The 24,194-nt window shown below is 58.2% G+C and carries 25 protein-coding genes; 11 read left to right on the plus strand and 14 right to left on the minus strand.

Translation table 11 applies throughout. The features are described from left to right. Positions 1-67: 67 nt before the first annotated feature. Together MT962_RS06380 and MT962_RS06385 are read left to right on the plus strand one after the other, a co-directional pair. Entirely contained in the window at positions 68-1,123 is a 1,056-nt protein-coding gene (locus MT962_RS06380) for a catalase family peroxidase (protein WP_247365195.1), read from the plus strand. Next, positions 1,120-1,659: a cytochrome b/b6 domain-containing protein gene (locus tag MT962_RS06385; RefSeq protein WP_247365196.1), complete on the plus strand. Its 540-nt coding sequence runs from the start codon at positions 1,120-1,122 to the stop codon at positions 1,657-1,659. Before MT962_RS06380 ends, MT962_RS06385 begins: the two co-directional genes overlap by 4 nt. Here the strand turns inward: MT962_RS06385 and MT962_RS06390 are convergent. After that, positions 1,656-2,531, minus strand: a complete 876-nt coding sequence (locus tag MT962_RS06390; protein ID WP_247365197.1) for a LysR family transcriptional regulator — start codon at positions 2,529-2,531, stop codon at positions 1,656-1,658. The two genes, MT962_RS06385 and MT962_RS06390, sit on opposite strands and share 4 nt — an antisense overlap. Positions 2,532-2,659: 128 nt before the next feature. Here MT962_RS06390 and MT962_RS06395 point away from each other — a divergent pair, with 128 nt between their 5' ends. Both MT962_RS06395 and MT962_RS06400 read left to right on the plus strand, forming a co-directional pair. Then, complete coding sequence (locus tag MT962_RS06395; RefSeq protein ID WP_024557114.1) at positions 2,660-3,406, plus strand: glucose 1-dehydrogenase; 747 nt, start codon at positions 2,660-2,662, stop codon at positions 3,404-3,406. 137 nt (positions 3,407-3,543) lie between these two features. Continuing rightward, the gene (locus tag MT962_RS06400; RefSeq protein ID WP_247365198.1) at positions 3,544-5,001 is read left to right on the plus strand and encodes an MFS transporter; all 1,458 of its coding nucleotides are present in this window, start codon (positions 3,544-3,546) and stop codon (positions 4,999-5,001) included. 167 nt (positions 5,002-5,168) lie between these two features. Here MT962_RS06400 and MT962_RS06405 read toward each other — a convergent pair whose 3' ends face one another. Together MT962_RS06405 and MT962_RS06410 are read right to left on the minus strand one after the other, a co-directional pair. Next, positions 5,169-6,653 carry a carboxypeptidase M32 gene (locus tag MT962_RS06405; protein ID WP_247365200.1) on the minus strand — a complete coding sequence of 495 codons (1,485 nt, stop codon included), beginning with the start codon at positions 6,651-6,653 and terminating at the stop codon, positions 5,169-5,171. Positions 6,654-6,725: 72 nt separating this feature from the next. Next, entirely contained in the window at positions 6,726-7,874 is a 1,149-nt protein-coding gene (locus MT962_RS06410) for an MFS transporter (RefSeq protein ID WP_229701830.1), read from the minus strand. A 223-nt stretch (positions 7,875-8,097) separates the two neighbouring features. Between MT962_RS06410 and MT962_RS06415 the strand changes: the two genes are divergently transcribed. The 3 genes from MT962_RS06415 (at position 8,098) to bioD (ending at position 11,155) form a co-directional block, all read left to right on the plus strand. Beyond that, on the plus strand, positions 8,098-9,030 hold the full coding sequence (locus MT962_RS06415) for a LysR family transcriptional regulator (RefSeq protein ID WP_024557110.1): 933 nt from the start codon (positions 8,098-8,100) through the stop codon (positions 9,028-9,030). Positions 9,031-9,124: 94 nt separating this feature from the next. Beyond that, the gene (mlc, locus tag MT962_RS06420; protein WP_024557109.1) at positions 9,125-10,342 is read left to right on the plus strand and encodes a sugar metabolism global transcriptional regulator Mlc; all 1,218 of its coding nucleotides are present in this window, start codon (positions 9,125-9,127) and stop codon (positions 10,340-10,342) included. Positions 10,343-10,465: 123 nt separating this feature from the next. After that, positions 10,466-11,155: a dethiobiotin synthase gene (gene bioD, locus MT962_RS06425; protein ID WP_024561031.1), complete on the plus strand. Its 690-nt coding sequence runs from the start codon at positions 10,466-10,468 to the stop codon at positions 11,153-11,155. A 61-nt stretch (positions 11,156-11,216) separates the two neighbouring features. Here the strand turns inward: bioD and osmV are convergent, their stop codons facing one another. From osmV to MT962_RS06445, 4 genes are read right to left on the minus strand one after another with little or no spacing between them, the layout of a single operon-like run. Beyond that, positions 11,217-12,362 carry an osmoprotectant ABC transporter ATP-binding protein OsmV gene (gene osmV, locus MT962_RS06430; RefSeq protein ID WP_024561032.1) on the minus strand — a complete coding sequence of 382 codons (1,146 nt, stop codon included), beginning with the start codon at positions 12,360-12,362 and terminating at the stop codon, positions 11,217-11,219. Further along, positions 12,362-13,009, minus strand: a complete 648-nt coding sequence (gene osmW / locus MT962_RS06435; RefSeq protein WP_024557106.1) for an osmoprotectant ABC transporter permease OsmW — start codon at positions 13,007-13,009, stop codon at positions 12,362-12,364. The genes osmV and osmW overlap by 1 nt, the downstream gene beginning before the upstream one ends. Positions 13,010-13,018: 9 nt before the next feature. Further along, positions 13,019-13,879, minus strand: a complete 861-nt coding sequence (gene osmX, locus MT962_RS06440; RefSeq protein ID WP_235147550.1) for a glycine betaine ABC transporter substrate-binding protein — start codon at positions 13,877-13,879, stop codon at positions 13,019-13,021. 55 nt (positions 13,880-13,934) lie between these two features. Further along, on the minus strand, positions 13,935-14,648 hold the full coding sequence (locus MT962_RS06445) for an ABC transporter permease (protein ID WP_024557104.1): 714 nt from the start codon (positions 14,646-14,648) through the stop codon (positions 13,935-13,937). A gap of 400 nt (positions 14,649-15,048) precedes the next feature. Here MT962_RS06445 and MT962_RS06450 point away from each other — a divergent pair, with 400 nt between their 5' ends. Continuing rightward, positions 15,049-15,384, plus strand: coding sequence for a GlpM family protein (locus tag MT962_RS06450; RefSeq protein ID WP_188723458.1), 336 nt, complete (start codon positions 15,049-15,051; stop codon positions 15,382-15,384). 26 nt (positions 15,385-15,410) lie between these two features. On the opposite strand, the gene dmsD is transcribed toward MT962_RS06450, so the two are convergent. From dmsD to MT962_RS06475, 5 genes are all read right to left on the minus strand, one after another. Beyond that, complete coding sequence (gene dmsD, locus MT962_RS06455) at positions 15,411-16,016, minus strand: Tat proofreading chaperone DmsD (RefSeq protein ID WP_247365202.1); 606 nt, start codon at positions 16,014-16,016, stop codon at positions 15,411-15,413. Between the two features lie 44 nt (positions 16,017-16,060). Then, positions 16,061-16,918, minus strand: coding sequence for a DmsC/YnfH family molybdoenzyme membrane anchor subunit (locus tag MT962_RS06460; protein ID WP_247365203.1), 858 nt, complete (start codon positions 16,916-16,918; stop codon positions 16,061-16,063). Position 16,919: 1 nt separating this feature from the next. Then, a complete protein-coding gene (locus MT962_RS06465) occupies positions 16,920-17,537 on the minus strand; it encodes a DMSO/selenate family reductase complex B subunit (protein WP_024557100.1) in 618 nt (205 codons plus the stop codon). 10 nt (positions 17,538-17,547) lie between these two features. Beyond that, the gene (gene dmsA, locus MT962_RS06470; RefSeq protein ID WP_247365204.1) at positions 17,548-19,980 is read right to left on the minus strand and encodes a dimethylsulfoxide reductase subunit A; all 2,433 of its coding nucleotides are present in this window, start codon (positions 19,978-19,980) and stop codon (positions 17,548-17,550) included. 175 nt (positions 19,981-20,155) lie between these two features. Next, complete coding sequence (locus MT962_RS06475) at positions 20,156-20,455, minus strand: DUF1161 domain-containing protein (protein ID WP_024557098.1); 300 nt, start codon at positions 20,453-20,455, stop codon at positions 20,156-20,158. 106 nt (positions 20,456-20,561) lie between these two features. Between MT962_RS06475 and MT962_RS06480 the strand changes: the two genes are divergently transcribed. Further along, positions 20,562-21,269 carry a YnfC family lipoprotein gene (locus MT962_RS06480; RefSeq protein ID WP_024557097.1) on the plus strand — a complete coding sequence of 236 codons (708 nt, stop codon included), beginning with the start codon at positions 20,562-20,564 and terminating at the stop codon, positions 21,267-21,269. A 99-nt stretch (positions 21,270-21,368) separates the two neighbouring features. Here MT962_RS06480 and speG read toward each other — a convergent pair whose 3' ends face one another. Both speG and MT962_RS06490 read right to left on the minus strand, forming a co-directional pair. Further along, the gene (gene speG, locus MT962_RS06485) at positions 21,369-21,926 is read right to left on the minus strand and encodes a spermidine N1-acetyltransferase (RefSeq protein WP_024557096.1); all 558 of its coding nucleotides are present in this window, start codon (positions 21,924-21,926) and stop codon (positions 21,369-21,371) included. A gap of 57 nt (positions 21,927-21,983) precedes the next feature. Then, complete coding sequence (locus tag MT962_RS06490) at positions 21,984-22,319, minus strand: DUF1283 family protein (protein ID WP_024557095.1); 336 nt, start codon at positions 22,317-22,319, stop codon at positions 21,984-21,986. 121 nt (positions 22,320-22,440) lie between these two features. Here MT962_RS06490 and MT962_RS06495 point away from each other — a divergent pair, with 121 nt between their 5' ends. Both MT962_RS06495 and manD read left to right on the plus strand, forming a co-directional pair. After that, entirely contained in the window at positions 22,441-22,767 is a 327-nt protein-coding gene (locus MT962_RS06495) for a YnfA family protein (RefSeq protein WP_024557094.1), read from the plus strand. Positions 22,768-22,926: 159 nt separating this feature from the next. Continuing rightward, positions 22,927-24,141: a D-mannonate dehydratase ManD gene (manD, locus tag MT962_RS06500; protein WP_024561095.1), complete on the plus strand. Its 1,215-nt coding sequence runs from the start codon at positions 22,927-22,929 to the stop codon at positions 24,139-24,141. Positions 24,142-24,194 lie beyond the last annotated feature (53 nt).

Raw genomic sequence — 24,194 nt, forward strand, 5'->3', positions numbered from 1 at the left:
GCGCGACGCTGATTAAATCACTGCACTTTTCTTTTTAAAGATATCGTGCGCAGAATGAGTTAATAATATGAATATCAAAGCACACATAAACAAACAGACACTGGTGCGTCTGGCGCTGGTCGGCATTATTCCGCTGATTCTCTGTTTGTTATTTCTGTGGACTGGCGGTTGGCTTACGCCTGAACGCCTGACTTCGGATAAGCTTATCAACGTCTTACAACAATCGGGTGGAATACATAAAGGCTATCGCCGTAATCATGCTAAAGGCATATGCGTGCTTGGCAATTTTATCTCAAACGGCAATGCCAGCACGCTGTCACGTGCTTCAATATTCAGCAAAGGTGAAACCGCGGTAACAGGGCGTTTTGCCATTGCGGGCGGTAATCCGGGCGCGCCGGATTATGCCGTGCCCGTGCGGAGTATGGCGCTATCCTTTCAACAGGCTAATGGTGAGCAGTGGCGCACCGGCATGAACGCCATGCCGTTTTTCCCCGTCAGTTCCGTTGAAAGTTTTTATGAACTTCAAGCTGCGACCCTGCCGGATCCTGCAACCGGAAAACCGAATCCGGAAAAATTGCACGCCTTTGTCATGAAGCATCCGGAAGTAAAACCGTTTTTTGCGTGGGCAAAGCAATACACGCCTTCTTCAAGCTGGGCCAGCGATCGTTTTAACAGCCTCAATGCTTTTCGCCTGATCGATCGGGCGGGCAATGAACATCTGGTGCGCTGGAGCATGGTGCCGCATACCCGTTTTTCACCACTAAGCGACGCCGATAAACAGAACAAAGATTTTCTGCAACAGGATCTTGCGCATCGTCTGGAGCAGGGCGCGCTGGAATGGGATCTCGTGTTCACGCTGGCTCAGGCGGGGGATAAGGGTAACGACGCTACAAAAGCATGGCCAGATGACCGGAAAACGATCAATGCCGGGACGTTAGTATTAAATAAGGCCTTACCTCAACAGCAGGGACCCTGTAACGACATCAACTACGATCCGTTGATTTTACCCGACGGGATGGCGGCATCTGATGACCCGATACTTAACGCGCGCTCATCGGCTTATGCTAAATCCTATAATCTGCGCACCCATGAACAGGCGCAACAGGCAGGAGCGCATTTATGAACAAGACAGCTTATTTTCATCCGGCTCTGCGCATTGTGCACTGGCTGATGGCCGCAGCGATTCTCGCGATGTTGTTTATCGGTGTGGCGATGGTCTCGACAGTATCTTCCCTGCACAGCGTGCTGGTCTCTATCCACAAGCCTCTGGGCGTGATGATATTGCTTCTGGTGATCGTGCGCTTGTGGTTGCGCTTCACCACGGCCACACCCGCTTTGCCCGTATCCCTGCCTGCCTGGCAGCGCGCAATGGCCCATCTTTCGCACTGGGCGCTCTATCTGATGATGCTGGCGCAGCCGCTGATAGGGTGGGCAATGCTCTCAGCAGCAGGGTATCCCATCACTTTAGGTAATGGGCTGGTTTTGCCACCCATTATGCCGGTAAATAACGACTGGTATGCGATATTTAGGCCGCTTCACACCTGGGTTGCCCTGGCGTTATTTGCAACCGTCATGCTTCATCTTGCCGCTGCGCTGCTGCATGCTTTAGTGCTGCGTGACGGCGTGTTCAGCAGTATGACGGGCATCCGTAAACCCTAAGTTCGTGTCGCTGACGTCGCGGGGTCCGCAAGCATCGCATCGGCGATATCCAGCATGACACGCAGGCGATCCATATGCCGGAGGTCAGAGTGATACCCCACCCAGATATCTTTGGATGGCGGCGACTCCGGCATGGGAATGCTCTGCAATCCGGCTATGGCGTCGCCAATCGGCCGCGGCAGCACGGCTATCCCCATACCCCGCTGGCACATCTGCGCCTGAACGGCCCGGCTGGTGCTGGTAAACACACGTCGTGACAGGGGGAACCTGTCGAGCAGCCAGGCGACGTCTGAAAAGTGGGATTGCGCCGTGTTCATGAGAATAAGCCCCACCGCGGCCGGGTTGTGTTGCGCAATATGCGCGGTTTCCGGCGAGCCATACAGCGCATAGGGAATGCTCATCAGGCGGCGCTGGACAATATCCGGTTCGGTAAAGGGAACAATGCGAAACGCGATGTCGGCATCACGGCGCGACAGATTAAGCAAACGGTAGCTTGCGATGACTTCCGGCACAATCGCCGGATGGCGGCGCGTCAGCTCGCACAGGACCGGTGCCAGAACATAGTTAGCAAACCACTCCGCTGACGATATCCGCAATATCCCTTCAAGACGTTCGTGATTACCTGCCAGGCGCCGTTCCATCGCCAGCGCGGAATTTTCCACCGCTTCTGCCAGCGCCAGAACCCTGTCGCCGGCATCCGTCAGCACCAGACCATCCCTAGTCCGACGAAATAGCGCTTGCTGCGCCTCAGCCTCAAGCGCCTTTATCCGGCGCCCAACGGTCGGATGGCTCACGCCAAGGCTTCGGGCCGCCTCACCGAAAGAGCCCTTGCGAAGGACTGCAAGAAATATCCGGACGTCGCCCCATTCCATGTCATCGTCCCGCCGTTCAAAAATGAACATCGAATATACAAAAGTGTCAGTTCCAAAACAACTTTGTCGATATCACTATAGCTTCCTCAACTAAGGCGCCCCGGGCGGCAATACAGGAAGCGAAAGAGATGAACAAATTAAACAACAAAGTTGCCATTGTGACCGGCGGCTCCAGCGGCATTGGCGCAGGCATTGCCCGTCAGCTGGCGGCTGACGGCGCGAAGGTCATTGTCAATTACGCCTCAAACAGAAGCGGCGCCGATAAGGTCGTTGCCGAGATTGAAGCCGCTGGCGGGCAGGCCGTGGCGGTAGCGGCGGATGTCACCAACCAGGCGGAGGTAGAGGCGCTGGTCAACTCGGCTATCGACCATTTCGGGCGCCTGGACATTGTGGTGAACAACGCCGGTATTTATCAGTTCGCCAGGATTGAAGAGAGCACCGAAGCGCTCTACCGCAGGCAGTTCGACATCAATGTCCTGGGCCCGCTGTTGTTAACTGGCGCCGCCGCGCCGCACCTCAAAGAAGGCAGCAGCATCATTAACATCAGTTCGTTCGTCACCCGTGTCTTTATCGCCGAGAGCGCCATCTACAGCGGCGCCAAAGGGGCGATTGACGCTATCACCGGCGTACTCTCACGAGAACTCGGCCCCCGGGGAATACGCGTCAACGCGGTCAACCCGGGTCTTATCGAAACGGAAGGCAGCCATCGTGCAGGCGCGATGAACTCCGATTTCCAGACCTGGAATGAAAAGCAGACGCCGCTTGGCCGCATCGGCCAGGTGCAGGATGTTGCCCCGATCGTTTCATTTCTTGCATCAGACGACGCGGGGTGGGTCACCGGTGAGGTGATTCTGGCCTCAGGCGGCATGCGCTGACAGACCGTACGCGGTAGGGGCGATTCGGCGTCGGTACGGCTCGCCCCGCGCCAGCATGCAAAACAGGTTAACCGCACATTTTGCCATAACAAAAGCGTCTCTTGCGGGGGACGCAACCGTTACATAGGGAGTGTTCTATGTCGACACATGCCATCACACCAGCCGAGCCGCGTCGCTGGGCAATGTTTGTCATTTTACTGGTCGGCGCATTTTTGCCGCCGCTCGATTTTTTTATCGTTAATGTTGCGCTGCCTGCCATTCAGGGCGAGCTGGGCGCCTCTTCCTCCGCTGAACAGCTGGTTATTTCCTCCTATGCTGCCGTGTATGCGGTGACATTAATTACCGGCGGCCGGCTGGGCGATATTTATGGTCGTGGGAAGATGTTTTTCCTTGGGCTTATCGGTTTTGCCGCTGCATCGCTGCTGTGCGGTTTAGCCTGGTCACCGTGGGTACTGATTACCGGACGCATCTTACAGGGCGCCACGGCCGCCATTATGGCGCCCCAGGCGCTGGCCTCCGTGCAGGCCATTTTCCCGGAAGCGGAAAAACCGTTAGCGCTGAGTATCTATGGCGCCGTGTTTGGCCTGGCCTCGGTTATCGGACAGGTTTTGGGCGGCATTCTGATTTCAGCGGACCTGTTTCACCTGGGGTGGCGGGCTATTTTTCTTGTTAACCTGCCGGTGGCGCTGCTGGTCATTCTGTTTGGCCTGCCGCTGCTGAAAGAGACGAGGGCGCAATCTGCACAGAAACTGGACCCCGTCGGCACGCTGCTGGCAACCGTCACGCTGAGCGCGCTGATTGTGCCGTTAATTGAAGGCCGTGAGGCGGGGTGGCCCTGGTGGACGTGGCTGTCATTTCTTGCATTCCCGCTGCTGGCCTCGTTGTTATGGCGTTATGAAGGTCGTCTTAGCCAGAAGGGCGGCTCGCCGCTGCTTGATCCGGCTGTGTTGCGCGCGCCGGGGCTGGGCCAGGGACTGGCGATCGTTTTACTGCTTTATTCCATCGGCGCCTTCTTTCTTTTATTTTCTGTTTATCTGCAAGGCGCGTTGCGGTTAAACGCCCTGTCCGCGGGCCTGGTATTTCTGCCCTTTGGCGTCGGCTTTCTGATCGGACCGTTGCTGACGCCTTACCTGAGGCGTTTTGTCGGAAACTATCTGAGCGCAATCGGAATGGGATGCGAGACCCTGGGGTTAGCAGGCCTGGCATGGTTGATTGCCAATACCATGACGGGCAACCCGCCAGCTATGCTGCCGCTCGCCGTACTGCTTTTTGTTACCGGTCTTGGCCAGGGGCTGGCGATGCCTACGCTTGTGCGGATGGTGACCGGCCGCGTTGCGCCACCGTTCTCAGGCATGATTGCCGGCGTCACCAGCGCGGCGTTACAAATCAGCACCGCGCTGAGCGTCGCCGTAATCGGCGGCATTTTTTACAGCATACTGGATAACGACAAAAGCGGAGCAAATATCACCCATGCCTTTATCGTCGCGCTTCTGGCGATGGCGGTATGCCTCGCCGGTGGCGCCGGGCTAAGTATCCGGCTTATCCGGCGCTCCTCTGGGCTGTCTTCAGCGCAGGCCAGCCTTTCCCTCAAGTAACGTAACGAAGGTCAAGCGGCTGAGCGTGTTTTTGCAGGATGGCCGTTAGCGTGGGAGTGTTTACGTTAAAGTGTGGGCATGTCACGTCAATGCTTGATGCCCCCACAGAAGGGCTTGCAACGGTCTGATGGCGGGTAGGCGCAGCGCCCACCCGCCAGTTGGAACGCTTACAAATAGCGCGCTTCTAAATGCGCCCGGAAATAACGCGCGCTGAGGTCTTCACCCGTCGCATTGGTAATCAACTGCGAGGTGGAGAAGCGGCTGCCGTGCTGCCAGATATTCTGGCGCAGCCAGTCGAACAGCGCGCTGAAATCGCCCTGGGCGATATCGGCGTTAAGCTGCGGCAGCGCGGCGCGGGCGGCGTGGAACAGCTGGGCGGCATACATGGCGCCAAGCGTGTACGACGGGAAATAGCCAAAGCCGCCGTCGGTCCAGTGAATATCCTGCATGCAGCCGTCGCGGTAGTTGCCTTTGGTTGAGAGCCCCAGCCACGCCTGCATTTTCTCATCCCACAGCGCCGGAATATCTTCTACTTCGATATCACCGTCGATCAGCGCTCGCTCTATCTCATAGCGCAGCACGACGTGCGCCGGGTAGCTTACCTCGTCGGCGTCTACGCGAATGTAGCCCGGCTTCACGCGCTGGTTCCACGCCACGTAATTTTCCGGCGCAAAAGCGGGCTGGTCGCCAAAGCGCTGAACAATGTGCGGTAAAAGACGCGTAAGGAAAGCCTCGCTGCGGCCCAGTTGCATCTCAAAGAAAAGACTTTGCGATTCGTGAATCGCAGTGGAGCGCGCCAGCTGTACCGGCTGGCCCGGCCATTCGCGCGGCAGGTTCTGCTCATAGCGGGCATGTCCGGTCTCGTGGATAACGCCGAACAGCGCGCTGAAAAGCTCGTTTTCATTATAACGGGTGGTGATACGCACATCTTCCGGCACGCCGCCGCAGAAAGGGTGTGCGCTCACGTCCAGCCGCCCGCCGTTGAAATCGAAGCCGAGCATCTTCATCGCTTCCAGCCCCAGTTCGCGCTGTGTGGCGGTGGGGAAAGGCCCTTCAGGGGCGATAAGCGTGCGCTGCGCCTGCTTCTCCGTGGCCCGGGCGAGCAAGTCCGGCAGCCAGCTTTTGAGATCGGCGAAAAGCGCGTCGAGGCGCGCGCTGGTCATCTGCGGCTCAAAGATGTCGAGCAGGGCGTCGTAACGCGAGCAGCCTTTCGCTTCAGCCCGCAACTTCGCCTCTTCGCGGCTCAGCTTCACCACCTCTTTCAGGTTTTGTGAAAAGCCTTCCCAGTCGTTATTGGGGCGCTGCGTGCGCCAGGCGTGTTCGCAGCGGCTGCCCGCCAGCGATTTCGCTTCCACCAGCGCTTCCGGCAGCAGCGAGGCCTGCTCGTAATGACGTTTGATTTCCCGCAGATTAGCGCGCTCAACGTCGTTGAGGTTTTCCTGCTCCGCGCCCGCAATCCACTGGCCGACCTGTTTATCGGTGAGGATCTGGTGCGTGAGCACACTCATCTCCGCCAGCGCTTCGCCGCGCGCCTGGCTGCCGCCGGGCGGCATCATGGTGAACATGTCCCAGCTGGCGATGGAAGAGAGATGAGAGAAGCGGGAAAGCCGCAGGCAAGTGCGGGTAAGCTGCTGATAATTTGTCATTTTCATAAGGCCTCGTGACAGAATGGGCAAAGCAAGAAACTACCATTAACCACGTTGAAACACGAGGCCCACCGCCCGTTAATGGGCGCGATGGTGTAAACGTACGCCGACGCCGAGCGCCATCACCAGCAGCAGGGCGATAAAACCGCCCACGCCGCTCCAGCCCCAGGCGTGCCAGAACACGCCGCCCAGCGTGCCGGCAAGGCTTGAACCCAGATAATAGCTGAACAGGTAGAGCGAAGAAGCCTGGCCTTTGGCGCGCTTCGCCCGTGGGCCAATCCAGCTGCTGGCGACCGAGTGGGCGGCGAAAAAGCCTGCCGAAAAGAGCAGCATGCCTGCGAAAATCAGCCACAGCGAGGAGAAGAGCGTCATCAGCAAGCCGCAGAGCATTACGCCGGTAAAGGCTAACATCACCGGGCCGCGGCCAAAGCGCGCGGTCATCGCGCCCGCCTTAGGCGAACTCCAGGTGCCGGTGAGATAGGCCACAGAAAGCAGCCCCACCATCGCCTGGCTCAGGTGCCAGGGCGAAAGCATCAGCCGGTAGCCGATGTAGTTAAAGAGGGTAACGAACGCGCCCATCAGTAAAAAACCTTCGGCGAAAAGCAGCGGCAGCCCTTCGTCCCGCCAGTGCAGGCGAAAGTGAATAAACAGCGTTTTCGGGCGCAGGGAAGAGGGGCGGAAATGACGCGAGGCGGGAAGGATCTTCCAGAACATCAGCGCCGCCGCGAGGGCAAAGCAGCCGATAGCGGCGAGCGCCACGCGCCAGCCAAAGAAATCGGTCACCACGCCGCTCAGCAGTCGTCCGCTCATGCCGCCGATGGAGTTGCCGCTGATGTAAAGCCCCATTGAGAAGGCGACCACGCTCGGGTGGATCTCTTCAGAAAGATAGGTCATGCCCACCGCCGCCACGCCGCTCAGGGAGAGGCCAATCAGCGCGCGCATTAACAAAATGCCATGCCAGCTGGTCATCAGGGTGGAAAGCAGCGTACAGCACGAGGCGAGCAGCAGCGCCGTCACCATCACATTTTTACGGCCAATGGCGTCGGACAGCGGGCCGGTAAAGAGCAGGCCGACGGCGAGCATGGCGGTGGAGATGGAAAGCGAAATACTGCTTTCGGCAGGCGTTACGCCGAACTCATGTGAGAGTACCGGCAGAATAGGCTGGACGCAGTAGAGCAGGGCGAAAGTGGCGAGGCCCGCCGAAAAGAGGGCCAGCGTGACGCGCATAAACAGCGGCGTGCCGCGCTTGATGTGGGTGACCGGCGTTTTAACGCCCTGAACGTCAGCGCGCGCGGGGGTCAGTTCGCTGGCTGTAGTGGTACGGCTCAAAGTTATGTCCTGAATCATCATCCCCGCTGTTGCAGGCCACGGGTATCGCCTTCTTTTCAGGGTAGAAAGCGTGTAATCTTCTGTCTAATATATTAATAATCTCAAATGATATTTTAAAAATATGAATATCGAACTGCGTCATTTACGCTACTTCGTTGCAGTCGCCGAAGAGCTTCATTTTGGCCGCGCCGCCGCCCGGCTGAATATCTCCCAGCCGCCTCTGAGCCAGCAGATCCAGCTGCTGGAAGCGCAGATTGGCGCCCGGTTGCTGGCGCGCACCAACCGCAGCGTCAGCTTAACGGCGGCGGGGCTGCAGTTTCTGGCCGACAGTCGACAAATCTTAAGCCAGGTGGAGGCCGCCGCCGTGCGCGCCGGGCGGCTGCATGCGGGGGAGACGGGCGAGTTGCGCATCGGCTTTACCTCCTCGGCGCCTTTTATCCGCGCCATTTCAGACAGCCTTTCGCTTTTTCGTCAGCGTTATCCGGACGTGCATTTGCAGACGCTGGAGATAAACACCCGCGCGCAGATAGCGCCGCTTAACGAAGGCGCGCTGGATGTCGGGCTGATGCGCAACACGCCGTTGCCGGATACGCTGGCCTGGCGGCTCATCCTGCGTGAGCCGCTGATGGCGATGCTGCACCGCGAACACCCGCTGGCCGCCCGGGAGAAAATCTCGCTGCGCGAGCTGGCGGATGAGCCGTTCGTCTTTTTCGACCCGCACGTCGGTACCGGGCTTTATGACGACATTATTGGTCTGCTGCGCCGCTACGGCGTAAAGGCGCAGATAACCCAGGAGGTGGGAGAGGCGATGACCATCATCGGGCTGGTGGCGGCGGGGCTTGGCGTCTCCATTCTGCCCGCCTCGTTTCAGCGGGTGCGGCTGGAGGAGATGCGCTGGGTGGCGATTGAAGAGCCGGACGCGGTATCGGAGATGTGGCTGGTCTGGTCTAAGCACCATGAGATAAGCGCCGCCAGCGAGCGCTTTATGACGCTGGTCAGCGAAGCGGCGTTAACGCTCTCTCCCACAGCGATGGCGCTAAAAAATGTGCGGTAAATCACAAGCATGGTGAAATATTTGACGATATGTGTAGAAGTGCTTCACCATAGCCGAAGGTTTATTTCGCAGCGTGAAAATAAGGAAGCAAGACGTGGTTGCTGATAGCCAGCCGGGCCATATTGATCAAATAAAACAAACCAATGCAGGCGCAGTTTATCGTCTGATCGATCAGCTCGGCCCGGTGTCACGTATCGACCTCTCTCGCCTCGCGCAACTCGCGCCCGCCAGCATAACCAAAATTGTTCGTGAGATGCTCGAAGCGCATCTGGTGCAGGAGACGGAAATTCAGGAGCCGGGCAGCCGCGGACGGCCTGCCGTTGGGCTGGCGGTGGAAACCGAGGCCTGGCATTACCTTTCAGTGCGCATCAACCGTGGCGAAATCAACCTCGCGCTGCGTGACTTAAGCAGCAAGCTGGTGGTGGAGGAGCAGCTCGACTTGCCGCTGACGGCCGAAGCGCCGCTGCTTGCGCGCATCATCCAGCATGTCGATACCTTTTTCATCCGTCACCAGCAGAAGCTGGAGCGGCTGACCGCCATCGCCATTACGCTGCCAGGCGTCATTGATACCGAAAGCGGCCTGGTCCGACAGATGCCTTTCTATGACATCACCGATATGCCGCTCGGCGAGGCGCTGGAAACGCATACCGGCGTGCCGGTGTTCATTCAGCACGATATCAGCGCCTGGACCATGGCCGAGGCGCTGTTCGGCGCGTCGCGCGGCGCGCGGGATGTTATTCAGGTGGTGATTGACCACAACGTGGGCGCCGGGGTGATAACCGACGGGCGCTTGCTGCACGCGGGCAGCAGTTCGCTGGTCGAAATTGGCCACACTCAGGTAGACCCTTACGGCAAACGCTGCTATTGCGGCAACCACGGCTGCCTGGAAACCATCGCCAGCATCGACAGCGTGCTGGAGCTGGCACAGCAGCGGATGAACCAGTCGATGGGCTCTATGCTGCATGGTCAGCCGCTTAGCGTTGAATCGCTTTGCGACGCGGCGCTAAGCGGCGATCTGCTGGCCCGCGACATTATCCTCGGCGTTGGCACCAACGTCGGGCGCATTCTGGCCATTATGGTCAACCTGTTTAATCCGCAGAAAATTTTAATCGGCTCGCCGCTAAACCGCGCGGCCGATATTCTCTTTCCCGCCATTGAAAACTGCATTCGCCAGCAGGCATTGCCAGCCTACAGCAACCATATCAGCGTCGAGAGCACGCAGTTCTCTAACCGGGGCACCATGGCGGGCGCCGCGCTGGTGAAAGATGCGATGTATAACGGTTCGTTATTGATTCGTCTGTTGCAGGGGTAACAATTTTTACCTCATCCACCAAAAATTGCGCTACCTCAATCTGAGGCCAACCGTCTTATTTTACACTTTCGCCACTGAATTATTCTCGTTTGTATTTATCTGAGCATAACCGTGGAGTCAGTGATGCTTAAGCGTTTCTTTATAACCGGTACGGATACTTCTGTCGGGAAGACAGTGGTGTCGCGCGCGCTACTGCAGGCCCTGGCCGCCAGCGGCAAAAGCGTGGTGGGGTTTAAGCCTGTCGCCAAAAGCAGCAAAGAGACGCCGGAAGGATTACGCAACCGGGATGCCCTGGTGCTGCAAAGCGTCTCAACCCTCGAACTCCCTTACCACGCCATCAACCCCATCGCCCTGAGCGAAGATGAGAGCAGCGTGGCGCACAGTTGCCCGATTAATTACACCCTGCTTTCCGACGGACTGGCGCGTCTGAGCATGCAGGCCGACCATGTCGTGATAGAGGGAACCGGCGGCTGGCGCAGCCTGATGAACGATCTGCGGCCGCTTTCGGAATGGGTGGTGCAGGAACAGTTGCCGGTGCTGATGGTGGTGGGTATTCAGGAAGGGTGCATCAACCATGCGCTGTTAACGGCGCAGGCCATTACCAACGACGGGCTGCCGCTCATCGGCTGGGTGGCGAACCGTATTAATCCCGGCCTGGCGCACTATGCGGAAATCATCGACGTGTTGAGCAAAAAGCTGCCCGGTCCGCTGGTGGGCGAGCTGCCTTATCTGCCGCGCGCCGAGCAGCGGGAGCTGAGCCACTATGTGGATATTTCCGCGCTGGGGCTGACGGCGTGCGCGAAAGCCGTCTGACCTGTTTCCGCCATAACGAAAACGCCTCCCGCGGGAGGCGTTTTTTTAGGGGCTACGTCGCTTAGCCGGCAGGGGTGTTCAGCACCCGGCGGGTGCGGCCCGAGCTCAGGTAATCGGCGATATAATCCTGCGAAATCTCGCCGCTGTAGCGGCCTTCTTCATCCACAATCGGCATCCAGACGGTGTTGTGCTCATAAAGTCTGGAGAGCACGACGCGCAGGTTATCTTCCGCTTTGCCCGTGACGCGAAACGGATGCAGCAGGTCGGCGCATGCGCCGGTCGCGCCGCGCGCCTCCCGGCGTTTTACATAGCCCAGCGGCTTTTCGTTTTCATCCACGACAGTAATAGAGCGCATATCGTTGTCATCCATCAGGGCGAAGGCTTCGGCAAGCGAGGTGGAGCGGCGCACGGTAATGGTCGGCTGCGCCTCTGTCACATCGCCCGCCTGCACCAGCAGCAGACGCTTCAGGATACGGTCCTGGCCGACGAAAGAGCCGACAAATTCGTCCGCCGGCTTCGCCAGCAGCTCGTCAGGGCTGGCGCACTGAACGATTCTTCCCTGGCGGAACACGGCGATGCGGTCGCCAAGCTTCAGCGCTTCGTCAATATCATGGCTCACCAGCATCACGGTTTTCTTTAACTGGCGCTGCATTTCCAGAAACTGGTTCTGGATAACTTCGCGGTTGATAGGGTCGACCGCGCCGAAAGGCTCATCCATCAGCAACACCGGCGGATCCGCCGCCAGCGCGCGAATCACCCCAATACGCTGCTGTTGCCCGCCGGACATCTCTTTCGGATAGCGGTTGAGAAAGCGTTTCGGGTCCATCGCCACCATCGACATCAGTTCGGTGGCGCGCGCTTTACACTTCGCCTTATCCCAGCCCAGCATGCGCGGCACCACGGTGATGTTCTCTTCAATGGTCATGTTCGGAAACAGGCCGATCTGCTGAATGACATAGCCGATGTTGCGGCGCAGCGTCACGGTATCAAGACCGGTGGTGTCTTCGCCGTTGATGAGGATCTTGCCGCTGGTGGGGGCGATGAGACGGTTAATCATCTTAAGCGTCGTGGTTTTGCCGCAGCCGGAAGGGCCGAGCAGCACGCACATTTCGCCCTCGGGCACGTTCAGGTTAACGTTGTCGACCGCGTTCACGGTCTGGCCGTTCTTCTGCGTGAACTGTTTGGTGAGGTTTTCCAGCTTTATCATTATCGAATCCCCTTAGGCGTAAGCATTACTTGCAGGCGGTGAAGCAGCCAGTCGAGCACAATCGCCAACAGACAAATCATTAAGGCGCCAGCAATCAGCATGCGGATATCGCTGCCGCCAATGCCGTTGAGCAGCAGCAGGCCAAGACCGCCCGCGCCAATCACGGCGGCGATAGCCATTACCCCGATATTCATCACCACGGCGGTGCGAATACCGCCGAAAATCACCGGCAGGGCCATGGGAATTTCCACCCAGCGCAGGCGCTGCCAGAAAGTCATGCCGATGCCGCGGCCCGCTTCACGCAGCCCTGGCGGCAGGCTGTCGAGGGCGGTATGGGTATTGCGTACGATCGGCAGCAGCGAATAAAGAAAGACGGCGGTGATGGCGGGCAGCGCGCCGATCCCCTGGCCTATCATCGAGAAAAGCGGGATCATCAACCCGAACAGGGCGATGGAGGGTACGGTCAGCAGCAGCGTGGCGAGACCCAGCACCGGCGTCGCCAGCCATTTATGGCGCACAATGAGGATGCCGAGCGGCACGCCGGTGATAATCGCCAGACCTACCGCGAGCAGCACCAGCCACAGGTGTTGCAGCGTCAGCATGCCAAGGTAGCCTGCGTTATCAATCATGTAATGAAGGGTATCCATCGGCTCTCCTTAAAGCAGACCTTTGCTGCGCAGGAAGTCGTGGGCGACCTGCTGCGGCGACTGGTGATCGATATCCACTTTCGCATTGAGCGTAGTAATGGTGTCGTTATCAAGCAGACCGGAAAGGGTATTGAGCGCCTCATCAAGGCCGGGGTTAGCCTCCAGCGCCTCTTTGCGCACGACCGGCGTGACGGCATAGCTTGGGAAGAACCCCTTGTCATCCTCCAGCACTTTCAGATCAAACCCTTTCACGCGCCCGTCGGTTGAGTAGACCAGACCGACGTCGACAAACCCGTCGCGAATGGCGTTATAGACGAGGCCCGGGTCCATCTGGCGGATCTGCGAACGGTCAAGCGGCATGTTGTAGGCCTGCTGCAGCGGCTTCATGCCGTCGCTGCGCCCGGCGTACTCCAGGTCGAGCCCCAGCAGCCAGTTATTATCCGGGTCGGTTTTGCGCAGCTGCTCAATCTTTTCCACCATTTGCGACATCGTGGTGATCTGCTCGGCTTCGGCGCGCTTACGCTGCATGGCGAAGGCATAGGTGTTGTTCATCTTCGCGGGCTTCAGCCAGACCAGCCCGAGTTTCGCATCGAGCTTTTTTACGGTGTCGTAAGATTGTTGCGCCGTCATCGGCTCCTTAATGCGGTTAAAGATAATCAGCGAGGTGCCGGTATACTCCCAGGTCATGTCCACCTGTTTATTGACCATCGCGTTACGGGAAATCACCGCAGCGATGTTCGTGCGCGGCTCCACCTGGAAGCCTTTCTTTTGCAGGTACTCCACCGTCATGGCGGAAAGAATATGCTGTTCGGTAAAGCCTTTCGACGCCAGCACCAGCGGACGGGCCGCCGCCGCGCCGGTAAAGAGCATGGCGGCGGCCAGCAGGGCGCACAGTCGGGGTAGTTTCATCTCAACGCTCCTTATTTCAGGCGGTGTGCGGACTGAGCAGGCGGCCCAGCGCGGCCAGCGCCATATCCAGGATCAAGGCGAAGAGGGCGGTAGCCGACGCGCCAAGGATAAGGGTCGGGAAATCGTTCAGGTAAATTCCCGGGAAGATAAGCTCGCCGTAGCTGCTGGCGCCGATAAGAAAGGCGAGCGGGGCGGTGCCGACGTTAATGGCGGTCGCGATGCGCACGCCTGAAAGGATAACCGGCCAGGCGTTCGGCAACTCGACCTGCAACAGGCGCTGGCGTTTGGTCATGCCAATGCCGTTGGCCGCTTCAATCAGCGAGCCCGGCACGGCGCAAAGCCCCGCGTACGTGTTGCGCACGACAGGCAGCAGCGAGGCGAGGAACAGCGCCACAACGGCCGGTTTGTCGCCAATACCGATAATCACCATCGCCAGCGCCAGCACGGCAAGCGGCGGCAGGGTATTGCCGACGTTAAAAATCTGCATGACATATTCCGCCCAACGACGCGCGGCGGGCCGGCTTAGCGCTATCCCGCTTGGAATGCCGACCAGCAATGCCAGCGCCATGGAGCTAAAAACAAGCCACAGATGCTGTTTACCCAGATAAAGCAAATCTTCCTGACGGGTTTTGATAACGTCCATGCCAATGCCCCAGACCAGCAATCCGACAGCGATAAGCAATCCCGCGACCGCGAGAAAAGTACGTTTAGCAAGTGAAGCCGTTTGCATGGCGCGCTCCCTGTATGCACGTTTTCGGGCAACAAAAGTATTTCCTGTTGTTATCCCGTGTTTCATTACGGTGTAAAGTGCTATAGCAATGCAATGGGAAGGATTCCAGTCGGAGCGGGAACGCTCCAGGCGCATATTCTCCGTAGTAATAAGCGTTATACCTTATGCCGTCTCGCTTATTTCCTTATGAGTAGAATTATCTTAAAAAGCGACAAGCCAAAGTGACACCGTAACAATGCGTGAAAAGTAATTTATATTAGCAACAATAAAGTTGCTGAATAAATAAACGAACAGCTTGAGAAAGCGCGTCGCATAAGCAGCAGAAAAGGTTTCATTTTTCTGTGGCCAGTAAGGTGTGATAGTTTCACGTCTCTTACATTTTCAAGCCGGGACGCGGGCGATGGGATTACTGATAAAAGCGCTGATTGGCGCGCTGGTGGTGGTGCTGATTGGGATCCTTGCGAAGACGAAAAATTATTATATCGCCGGGCTGATCCCGCTTTTTCCGACCTTCGCGCTTATTGCTCATTATATCGTCGTCACAGAGCGCGGCGTCGAAGCGCTGCGCGCCACTGTGATTTTCGGCATGTGGTCGATTATTCCCTATTTTGTCTATCTGGCTTCGCTGTGGGTTTTTAGCGCCATGATGCGGGCGCCGCTGGCGCTGGCTGGCGCCGTCACGCTCTGGTGCCTGAGCGCATGGCTGTTGATTGCGCTCTGGACGCGCTTTCACTGAGATAAGGTTGCCCAGGAGCCATACGCTCAGCGGTAGAGCGGTTTTACCGCTACGGGCGTGACCAGCCCTTCGCCCCAGCCCACCAGCGTCTGGCGCGTTAATTCGCCAAGCGCCGTGTAAAAAGAGTGACCAGCGTTTTCGCAAAACACCTCCAGAAAGCGGCCCGCCCAGGGCAACAGGTGCCATGCCAGCAGCTGCTCAAGCGCCTGCGCTCTGCCGTTTTCCGCAAGCCACGCCGCCATCAGCAACAGCAGCCCGATATGATCTTCGGGCTCGCTGCTTGCCGCCCCGGCGTCTATTTCGTTCTCCCGCATCCACTGGCGCAGCGCGAGGGTGGAGTCGCCAAACAGCACGCTTTCACGGTCAAGCCAGACCGAGCCCCAGGGCGGCGCGGGCAGCGCCCACGGCCCAATAAACAGCCGTTGCCAGGCCTGCTCAAGCGTCTCTTCACTTTCCGGCGCGCGAAACCCGCAGGTTATTGCTTGCGGCACTTTCTGGGGCCATTGCGCGCGCCAGTCCTCCTGGCGCAATGACTGCACCAGCGGCGCGGCTTCAGCCGAAGCGGGTGAATAATAAAAGAGCGCGCCGAGCACGCGGGCGCAAAGGGCGATGTCGTTCAGCGTTGTCTTCACTGCTTTTTACCTTGTTAAGCGGCGCGGGCTACCCCGCGCCAGAATTATCCTGCGATCGCCACGCCTGTGGTCATATGCAGCCCGTAAAACAAAATGCGGCCTACTATCTCTGCGGTTAACACCAGCACGAAGCCTGCGATAAGGGAAAGGGTGCGCGGCTCAGTACGCCGGATAAGCGGGCAGAGCCAGCAGCCCAGACCCAGCGCAAGCATGGCAAGGCGTGCGGTTTGCCATAAGGCGTAATTCGGCACCAGCATCGCCGCCTGCTGCACCGAGCTGTGTATGGCGGCAAGCGTCTGGCCCTGCATCACGATGACCGCCACGCTGAGCAGCAATGCCGCCGCGCTTATCTTTGCGAAACCCACCGGGCTGACGCGCACCCGCGCCAGGCGCAACACCAGCGAGCCGAGCAGCGGCCCACCCAGCAGGACGGTGAGGAAGAAACCGGCCGTGGTGTAGCCGTTGCGCCAGGTCGGCACCGTTTCAATCTGGTAGACGCGGCTCATCATCCAGACAAACGCCAGCCCCAGCGCCATGCTGATAACCAGCCACGCCTTGCCGAACGCCGCAGGCAGTTTGTCCAGAAACGCCGCCAGCCACCACAACCCACCCACGGCGAAAAAGAGCGCGCCGCCGGCGATTTCGTTGCTCAGCGCAGACGCTCCGACGCGGTTAAGGGAGTTGAACATCCGCAGCGGCGAGCCCAGATGCATCACCGAGGCGAGAAAGCCCACGCCCATCAACAGCCACAGCAGAAACATCGCCCGCGCCAGCCGGGTTCTCGCCGGGCGCTCGCGCGCCACCGTCAGCCAGCCGAGGCCGCTCACGATAAGCCCGCCCGCCACGCACTGGCCGAGCACCGTAAACAGCACCAGCGGCCATTCATGCCATCCGTTGCCCATCTCACACCTCCTTCGGGTTGGCCAGGTAGCCGGTGGCGTCGCCACAGGGTCGGCTGCCGGCGTTGGGTTTAATTACAATGTTCGGCTGCGTGAATCGCGCGGCGGGCAGCGGCGCGACGGCTGCGAGCGCGCCGTGCTTCTGGCGCAGCGCGTCGATGGGGCCGAAATCAAGCGCGCGCAGCGGGCAGGATTCAACGCAGACGGGCTTTTGCCCCTGCGCCACCCGCTCATGACAGCCGTCGCACTTGGTCATGTGGCCCTTCTGCGCGTTGTACTGCGGCGCGCCATAAGGGCAGGCCATGTGGCAGTAACGGCAGCCGATGCAGATATCCTCGTCCACTACCACGAAGCCGTCGTCGCGCTTGTGCATTGCGCCGCTCGGGCAGACTTTCGTGCAGGCCGGGTCGGTGCAGTGGTTGCAGGCAATTGAGAGGTAGTAGGCGAACACATCCTGGCGCCAGACGCCGTTATCCTCCTGCCAGCTGCCGCCCGCGTACTCATAGATGCGGCGAAAGCTCACTTCCGGGGTGAGGTCCTTGTAATCCTTGCACGCCAGCTCGCAGGTTTTGCAGCCTGTGCAGCGGGCGGAATCGATAAAAAAGCCATACTGGGTGGTCATCGGTTACTCCTTAAACCTTCTCGATTTCGACCAGATTGCTGTGCGAAGGGTTGCCCTTGGCGAGCGGTGAGGGACGCTGGGTGGTGAGAACGTTAATGCATCCCGCATGGTCAATGCCTTGCGCGTCCGGGTCGTACCATGCGCCTTCGCCCAACGCCACGACCCCCGGGATAATGCGCGGCGTGACCTTCACCTCAATACGCACTTCGCCGCGATCGTTGAAAATACGCACCGTATCGCCGCTGACAATGCCGCGAGGTGTTGCATCGATTGGGTTCATCCACATCTCCTGGCGACAGGCCGCCTTCAGCACGTCGACGTTGCCATAGGTAGAGTGGGTTCGCGCTTTGTAATGAAAGCCGGTCAACTGCAGCGGGTACTTCTCGCGCAGCGGGTCGTCGTAGTGCTCGAAGCCGGGGCTATAAACAGGCAGAGGATGAATAACGTCGCCTTTTTCGAGCGTCCAGCTGTCGGCAATCTGTGCAAGCTGGCTGGAGTAAATTTCAATTTTGCCGGAGGGCGTGGACAGCGGGTTGGCCTGCGGATCGTCGCGAAACGCTTTGTAGGCGACAAAATGGCCGTCTGGATCGCGTTTTTTGAAAATGCCCTGCTGACGGAACGTATCGAAGTCCGGCAGTTCCGGCAGCGCCTTGCGGGATTGTTCGTAAAGGTGACGAAGCCATTCTTCCTGCGTGCGTCCTTCGGTGAACTGCTGCTCAACGCCCATGCGTTTAGCAATCTCAGAGGTCATCTCATAAATCGTTTTGCACTCGAAGCGCGGGCTGATGGCTTGATCGGCAAAAATGACGTAATCCATGTTGCCGCAGGAGGCATCCAGGGCAAAATCCATCTGCTCAGAGGCGGTGCAGTCGGGCAGTAGCAAGTCGGCATATTTCGCCGACGAGGTCATGTGATTGTCGATAACCACAATCAGTTCGCACAGATTGTCGTCCTGCAAAATCTCATGGGTGCGATTGATTTGCGAATGCTGGTTAATCAGGCAATTGCTGGCGTAGTTCCAAATCATTTTAATCGGCACATCCAGCTTCGCTTTACCGCGAACGCCATCGCGCAGGGCGGTCATTTCCGGTCCCCGTACAATGGCGTCTGTCCACATGAACATCGAAATGCTGGCTTGCACCGGGTTTTCCAGCGTCGGCATCCGTTCAAACGGCATGGCGTAAGCGCCTTCCCGCGCGCCGCTGTTGCCGCCGTGAATGCCGACGTTGCCGGTGAGAAGAGGCAACATGGCGATAGCGCGCGAGACCAGTTCGCCATTTGAGTGGCGCTGAGGGCCCCAGCCCTGAGAGATAAAAGCGGGTTTCGCGGAGGCTATTTCCCGTGCAAGCTTCACGATCCGCGCGGCCGGTATGCCGGTAATTGCGGCGGCCCACTGCGGCGTTTTCGCGATACCGTCGTCGCCCTGGCCGAGAATATAGGCTTTGTAATGGCCATTGGCGGGCGCGCCCGCAGGCAGCGTTTTTCCGTCGTAGCCAACGCAGTACGTATCAAGAAATGCCTGGTCGACGAGATTCTCGGTAATCATCACCCAGGCGAGCCCTGAAACCAGCGCGGCGTCGGTGCCCGGGCGAATGGGGATCCACTCATCTTCACGCCCGGCGCCGGTGTCGGTGTACCGTGGGTCGATGATTATCATGCGGGCGTTGGATTTCTCACGCGCCTGTTCAAGGTAATAAGTCACGCCGCCGCCGCTCATGCGCGTTTCGCCGGGGTTGTTGCCGAACAGAACCACTAACTGGCTGTTTTCAATATCAGAGGGGCTGTTGCCTTCCGCCCAGCCGCCGTAGGTGTAATTCAACCCGGCGGCAATCTGCGCGGTAGAGTAGTCGCCATAATGATTCAGATAGCCGCCGCAGCAGTTCATCAGGCGCGCTATCAGCGTCTTACCGGGCGGCCAGGAGCGGGTCATTGTGCCGCCGAGCGTCCCGGTACCGTAGTTCAGGTAAATGGCCTCGTTGCCATAAGTCTTTATAATACGCTGCATTTCTCTGGCGAGCGTATCGAAAGCCTCCTCCCAGCTGATGCGGACAAACTTGCCTTCACCGCGTTTACCCACCCGTTTCATCGGGTATTTCAGACGATCGGGGTTATAAACCCGGCGGCGCATCGAACGACCGCGCAGACAGGCGCGCACCTGATGTAAGCCGTCATAGTTGTCGTCGCCGGTGTTGTCCGTTTCAACGTAGCGTATTTCGCCATCAACAACATGCATGCGCAGCGGGCAGCGGCTGCCGCAGTTGACTGTGCAAGCGCTCCAGATAATACGCTCGGGCGACGAAGGCGGCAGGCTGGTCTGCGCCGCAAGGCTTTTGGGGATAAAGGGAAGTGGAAATCCGCCAGCGGCAAGGGCAAGGCCGCCGAGGGCAGTGGTTTTTACAAGGGTACGGCGGCTTATCCCGCCGGGGTGTTGAACGTTCGACATGCTCACTCCTTAGTGCTTCCTGCAAAAGGAAGGTGTGAAGGCGTTTTTAGCGTTATTAACGACGTCATCATCTGTGACGCGCGGCGGGAGTATTAACCATTATGAGGTAGGGGGTATTAACGATGGTCAAAGAAGGGGAATAAAAAACAAAAAGGGCGCTTATGCGCCCGGAAAGTTATTGCGGTTCGCTGGGGGCGCCTTCCTGGGCTGGCGCGGCGTTTGTTGTGTTGCCGCTGCTGGTGCGCGTGTAGAGGATCTTTTGTGTATCATTAGCGCAGTGGCCCACGACCTGCGCATCGGGCTTATCGGCCTGATCGTTAGGCACAATGGAAAGGGTGAAACCCGACTCCGGCACGCCGTTATTGATGATTCGCTGTTGGATTTCATCTCTGACCCGTTCGCAAGAATTTTGCTGCGCCAGCGCAGGCGCGGCGGCGATAAGCAGAATAGTGCTGGCCAGAACGTGACGTTTCATATTGCGCTCCTTCTGTGCAAAGCGGTTAAACTAAGCATAGCAGACAGAACGTAAATCCTTGTATTAACGTGTATGTAACCCCCTGACAGGACGAATGGATATTAGCGTGAAACGAGCCCTGATGACGCTTTCAGCCCTCTGGCTGCTGGCAGGCTGCGACGGTGCTTCCACCCCGCAGGCCTTTACGCCGGAAATGGCGAGCTTTTCGAATGAATTTGACTTTGATCCCCTGCGCGGCCCGGTTAAAGATTTCAGCCAGACGCTCATGAATGAAAAAGGCGAGGTGGCGAAGCGGGTAACCGGCACGCTCTCGCAGGAGGGGTGCTTCGACACGCTCGAGTTTCATAACCTTGAAGATAACTCCGGCGCGGCGCTGGTGCTGAACGCGAACTACTACCTCGACGCCGCCTCGCAGGAGAAGCGGGTAAAACTGCAGGGTAAATGCCAGCTGGCGGAATTGCCCGCGGCGGGCGTCGTTTACGACACTAACGACAGCGGCTTTGTGGTGAAGGCGCGCGGTAAAGGCACAACCATCGATTACCGTTACGATGCGGAAGGCTACCCACTCGGCAAAACGACCGTGGCGGATAAACTCAGGCTGACGGTGGCTTCGACCGTTGCCGATAACCGTAAAAAGCTCGATTACACCGCTGTCAGCACGCTTAACGATAAGACCATGGGGCGCGTAAAGCAGACTTGCGATTATGACAACCATTTCAATCCGGTGAGCTGCGAGCTGGAGATTACTGACGAGAGCGCCACCCCGCCGGTGCACCATAAGTACACCATCGAAAACACCATTGATTATTATTGAGAACGGCGTCTCGCGGGCGGGTGACGCTCTACTTGCCCGCGCCTCGAAACCCGCGTAGGGCGATAAAGCGAAACGCCACCCACCGCAACGCGGCAGGCTTTATTGCGCGGTGGGCTTCAGCAGGCTGCTGCCGGGCGTTTTATGCTTCGCCAGATAGTGGTGCTGGAAAATGCACATGCGAATAGTGGTGCGGTATTCGCCGTTGATAAAAAATTCATCGATAAGTTCGCCCTCCACCTGAAAACCCAGCTTGCGATAGATATGAATCGCTTTCTCGTTCTCTTTATCGACAATCAGGTACAGCTTATAGAGATTGAGCACCGTAAAGCCGTAATCCATGGCAAGCTTCGCGGCGCGCGAAGCAAGCCCGCGGCCCTGGTGGTCGGGAGAGATAATTATCTGAAACTCCGCACGGCGGTGAACGTGGTTGATTTCAACCAGCTCCACCAGACCCGCTTTCTCGCCGTTGCACTCCACCACAAACCGCCGTTCGCTCTGGTCGTGGATATGTTTATCGTAGAGATCGGAGAGTTCGACAAAGGCCTCGTACGGCTCTTCAAACCAGTAGCGCATCACGCTCGCATTGTTATCAAGCTGATGGACGAAGCGAAGATCTTCGCGCTCAAGCGGGCGCAGTTTCACAGTCAGTTCAGACATGACAAATCCTTTTTAGCGAAGAGAAAGGCTTCCGGGCGGAAGCCTTTGGCGTTGGCGTCAGGGCGCGAGCGGGCGACCGGTACGGCGGTCAAGACAACGCAGGGTGTTAGGCTCCCAGTAGGCGTTGAGGTTGGCGCTCTGCTCGCACTTGTCGCGACTATCAAACGCGACATCGGCTTTATCCCACTCTTTTTCGGCGCGGGTATTCACTTTGTGGCGTAAAGAACGGGTGTCATTCCATTGCTCTTTGTCCATCGCGGCGTTCTGACGGCTCTGCGCGCTGTCACCAGATTCGATAATCAGCTTGCTGGTTTCCGCCTGCGCCGGTAACGCCAGGCTGAACGCGCCGGCCACCAGCGCCATCAGCAGGGAGTGGCGAAGGAGAGTTTTCATTGCGGTTTCCTTTTATATGAAGCAACACTTGCCGGTTAACCGGCAGGCTTTACTATATCACCGCCTTTTTAGCGCGCACAGCGCCCGGCGACAGTGATAATTATCCACGATGGACCTCAATATGATCAAAACAACGCTGCTTTTTTTCGTCACCGCGCTGGCGGAAATCGTCGGCTGCTTTTTGCCCTGGCTGTGGCTGAAAAAGGGCGCGTCGTCGTGGCTTTTGCTGCCTGCCGCGCTCTCTCTTGCGCTGTTTGTCTGGCTGCTTACGCTCCATCCGGCGGCGAGTGGACGAGTCTATGCGGCCTACGGCGGCGTTTATGTCATGACCGCGCTGTTATGGCTGCGCGTCGTGGACGGCGTCAGGCTCAGCGTTTACGACTGGCTGGGTGCAGGCGTGGCGCTTTGCGGCATGCTGATTATCGTCGCAGGCTGGGGGCGAGCCTGAAAATAAGGCGCAGCGGGGAGTGCCTCTGCGCGTCGTCCGCCTTGTTGCTTTGTGAGCCGGGACGCATTCTTTTTGTAATATAACTTGTATGGTAGTTAGGTCAGTTGGTCATTGCGTATTCAGAAGAGGCCTGAATGCGCCATTCAGAAGGAGGTATTCATGAAAATCAGCAAGGCTGAAGTCTTTGTCACTTGCCCGGGCCGCAACTTCGTCACATTGAAAATCACGACCGAAGATGGCCTGACTGGGCTTGGCGACGCGACGCTTAACGGGCGCGAGCTGTCTGTCGCAAGCTACCTGCGCGATCATCTCTGTCCGCAGCTGGTGGGGCGCGATGCGCAGCGCATTGAGGATATCTGGCAGTTTTTTTATAAGGGCGCTTACTGGCGTCGCGGGCCCGTGACGATGTCGGCTATTTCCGCCATTGATATGGCGCTGTGGGACATCAAAGCCAAAGCCGCCAATATGCCGCTTTATCAATTGCTCGGCGGCGCTTCGCGTGAGGGCGTAATGGTTTACTGCCACACCACCGGCCACAGCATTGATGAAGTGCTGGATGACTACGCGCGCCACAAAGAGATGGGATTCAAAGCGATTCGCGTGCAGTGCGGCGTGCCGGGAATGAAAACCACCTACGGCATGGCGAAAGGCAAGGGGCTGGCGTACGAGCCCGCCACGAAAGGCGAGTGGCCGGAAGAGCAGCTCTGGTCCAGCGAAAAATACCTCGACTTTACGCCGAAGCTCTTCGCCGCGGTGCGCGACAAATTCGGCTTCCATGAGCACCTGCTTCACGATATGCACCACCGCCTGACGCCGATTGAAGCCGCGCGTTTTGGCAAAAGCATTGAAGATTACCGCCTGTTCTGGATGGAAGACCCGACGCCTGCGGAAAACCAGGCCTGCTTCCGCCTGATTCGCCAGCATACGGTCACGCCGATTGCGGTAGGTGAAGTTTTCAATAGCATCTGGGACTGCAAGCAACTGATTGAAGAGCAGCTTATCGACTACATTCGCACCACCATTACCCACGCAGGGGGGATTACCGGCATGCGACGCATCGCCGATTTTGCCTCGCTTTACCAGGTGCGCACCGGCTCGCACGGCCCATCCGATCTGTCGCCGATTTGCCATGCCGCTGCGCTCCATTTCGATCTCTGGGTGCCGAATTTTGGCGTACAGGAGTACATGGGTTATTCCGAGCAAATGCTGGAAGTCTTCCCGCACAGCTGGCGCTTCGACAACGGCTATATGCATCCGGGCGAGAAGCCGGGCCTGGGGATCGAATTCGACGAAAAGCGGGCGGCAAAATACCCCTACGATCCGGCTTATCTGCCAGTCGCCCGCCTTGAAGACGGCACGCTGTGGAACTGGTAAATCAATCAACCCTACGCCGGAATTAATTTTTAATCTGACACAGGTAGAACATT

This window comes from Franconibacter sp. IITDAS19 (assembly GCF_023079515.1).
GTDB classification, from domain to species: Bacteria; Pseudomonadota; Gammaproteobacteria; order Enterobacterales; family Enterobacteriaceae; genus Franconibacter; species Franconibacter pulveris.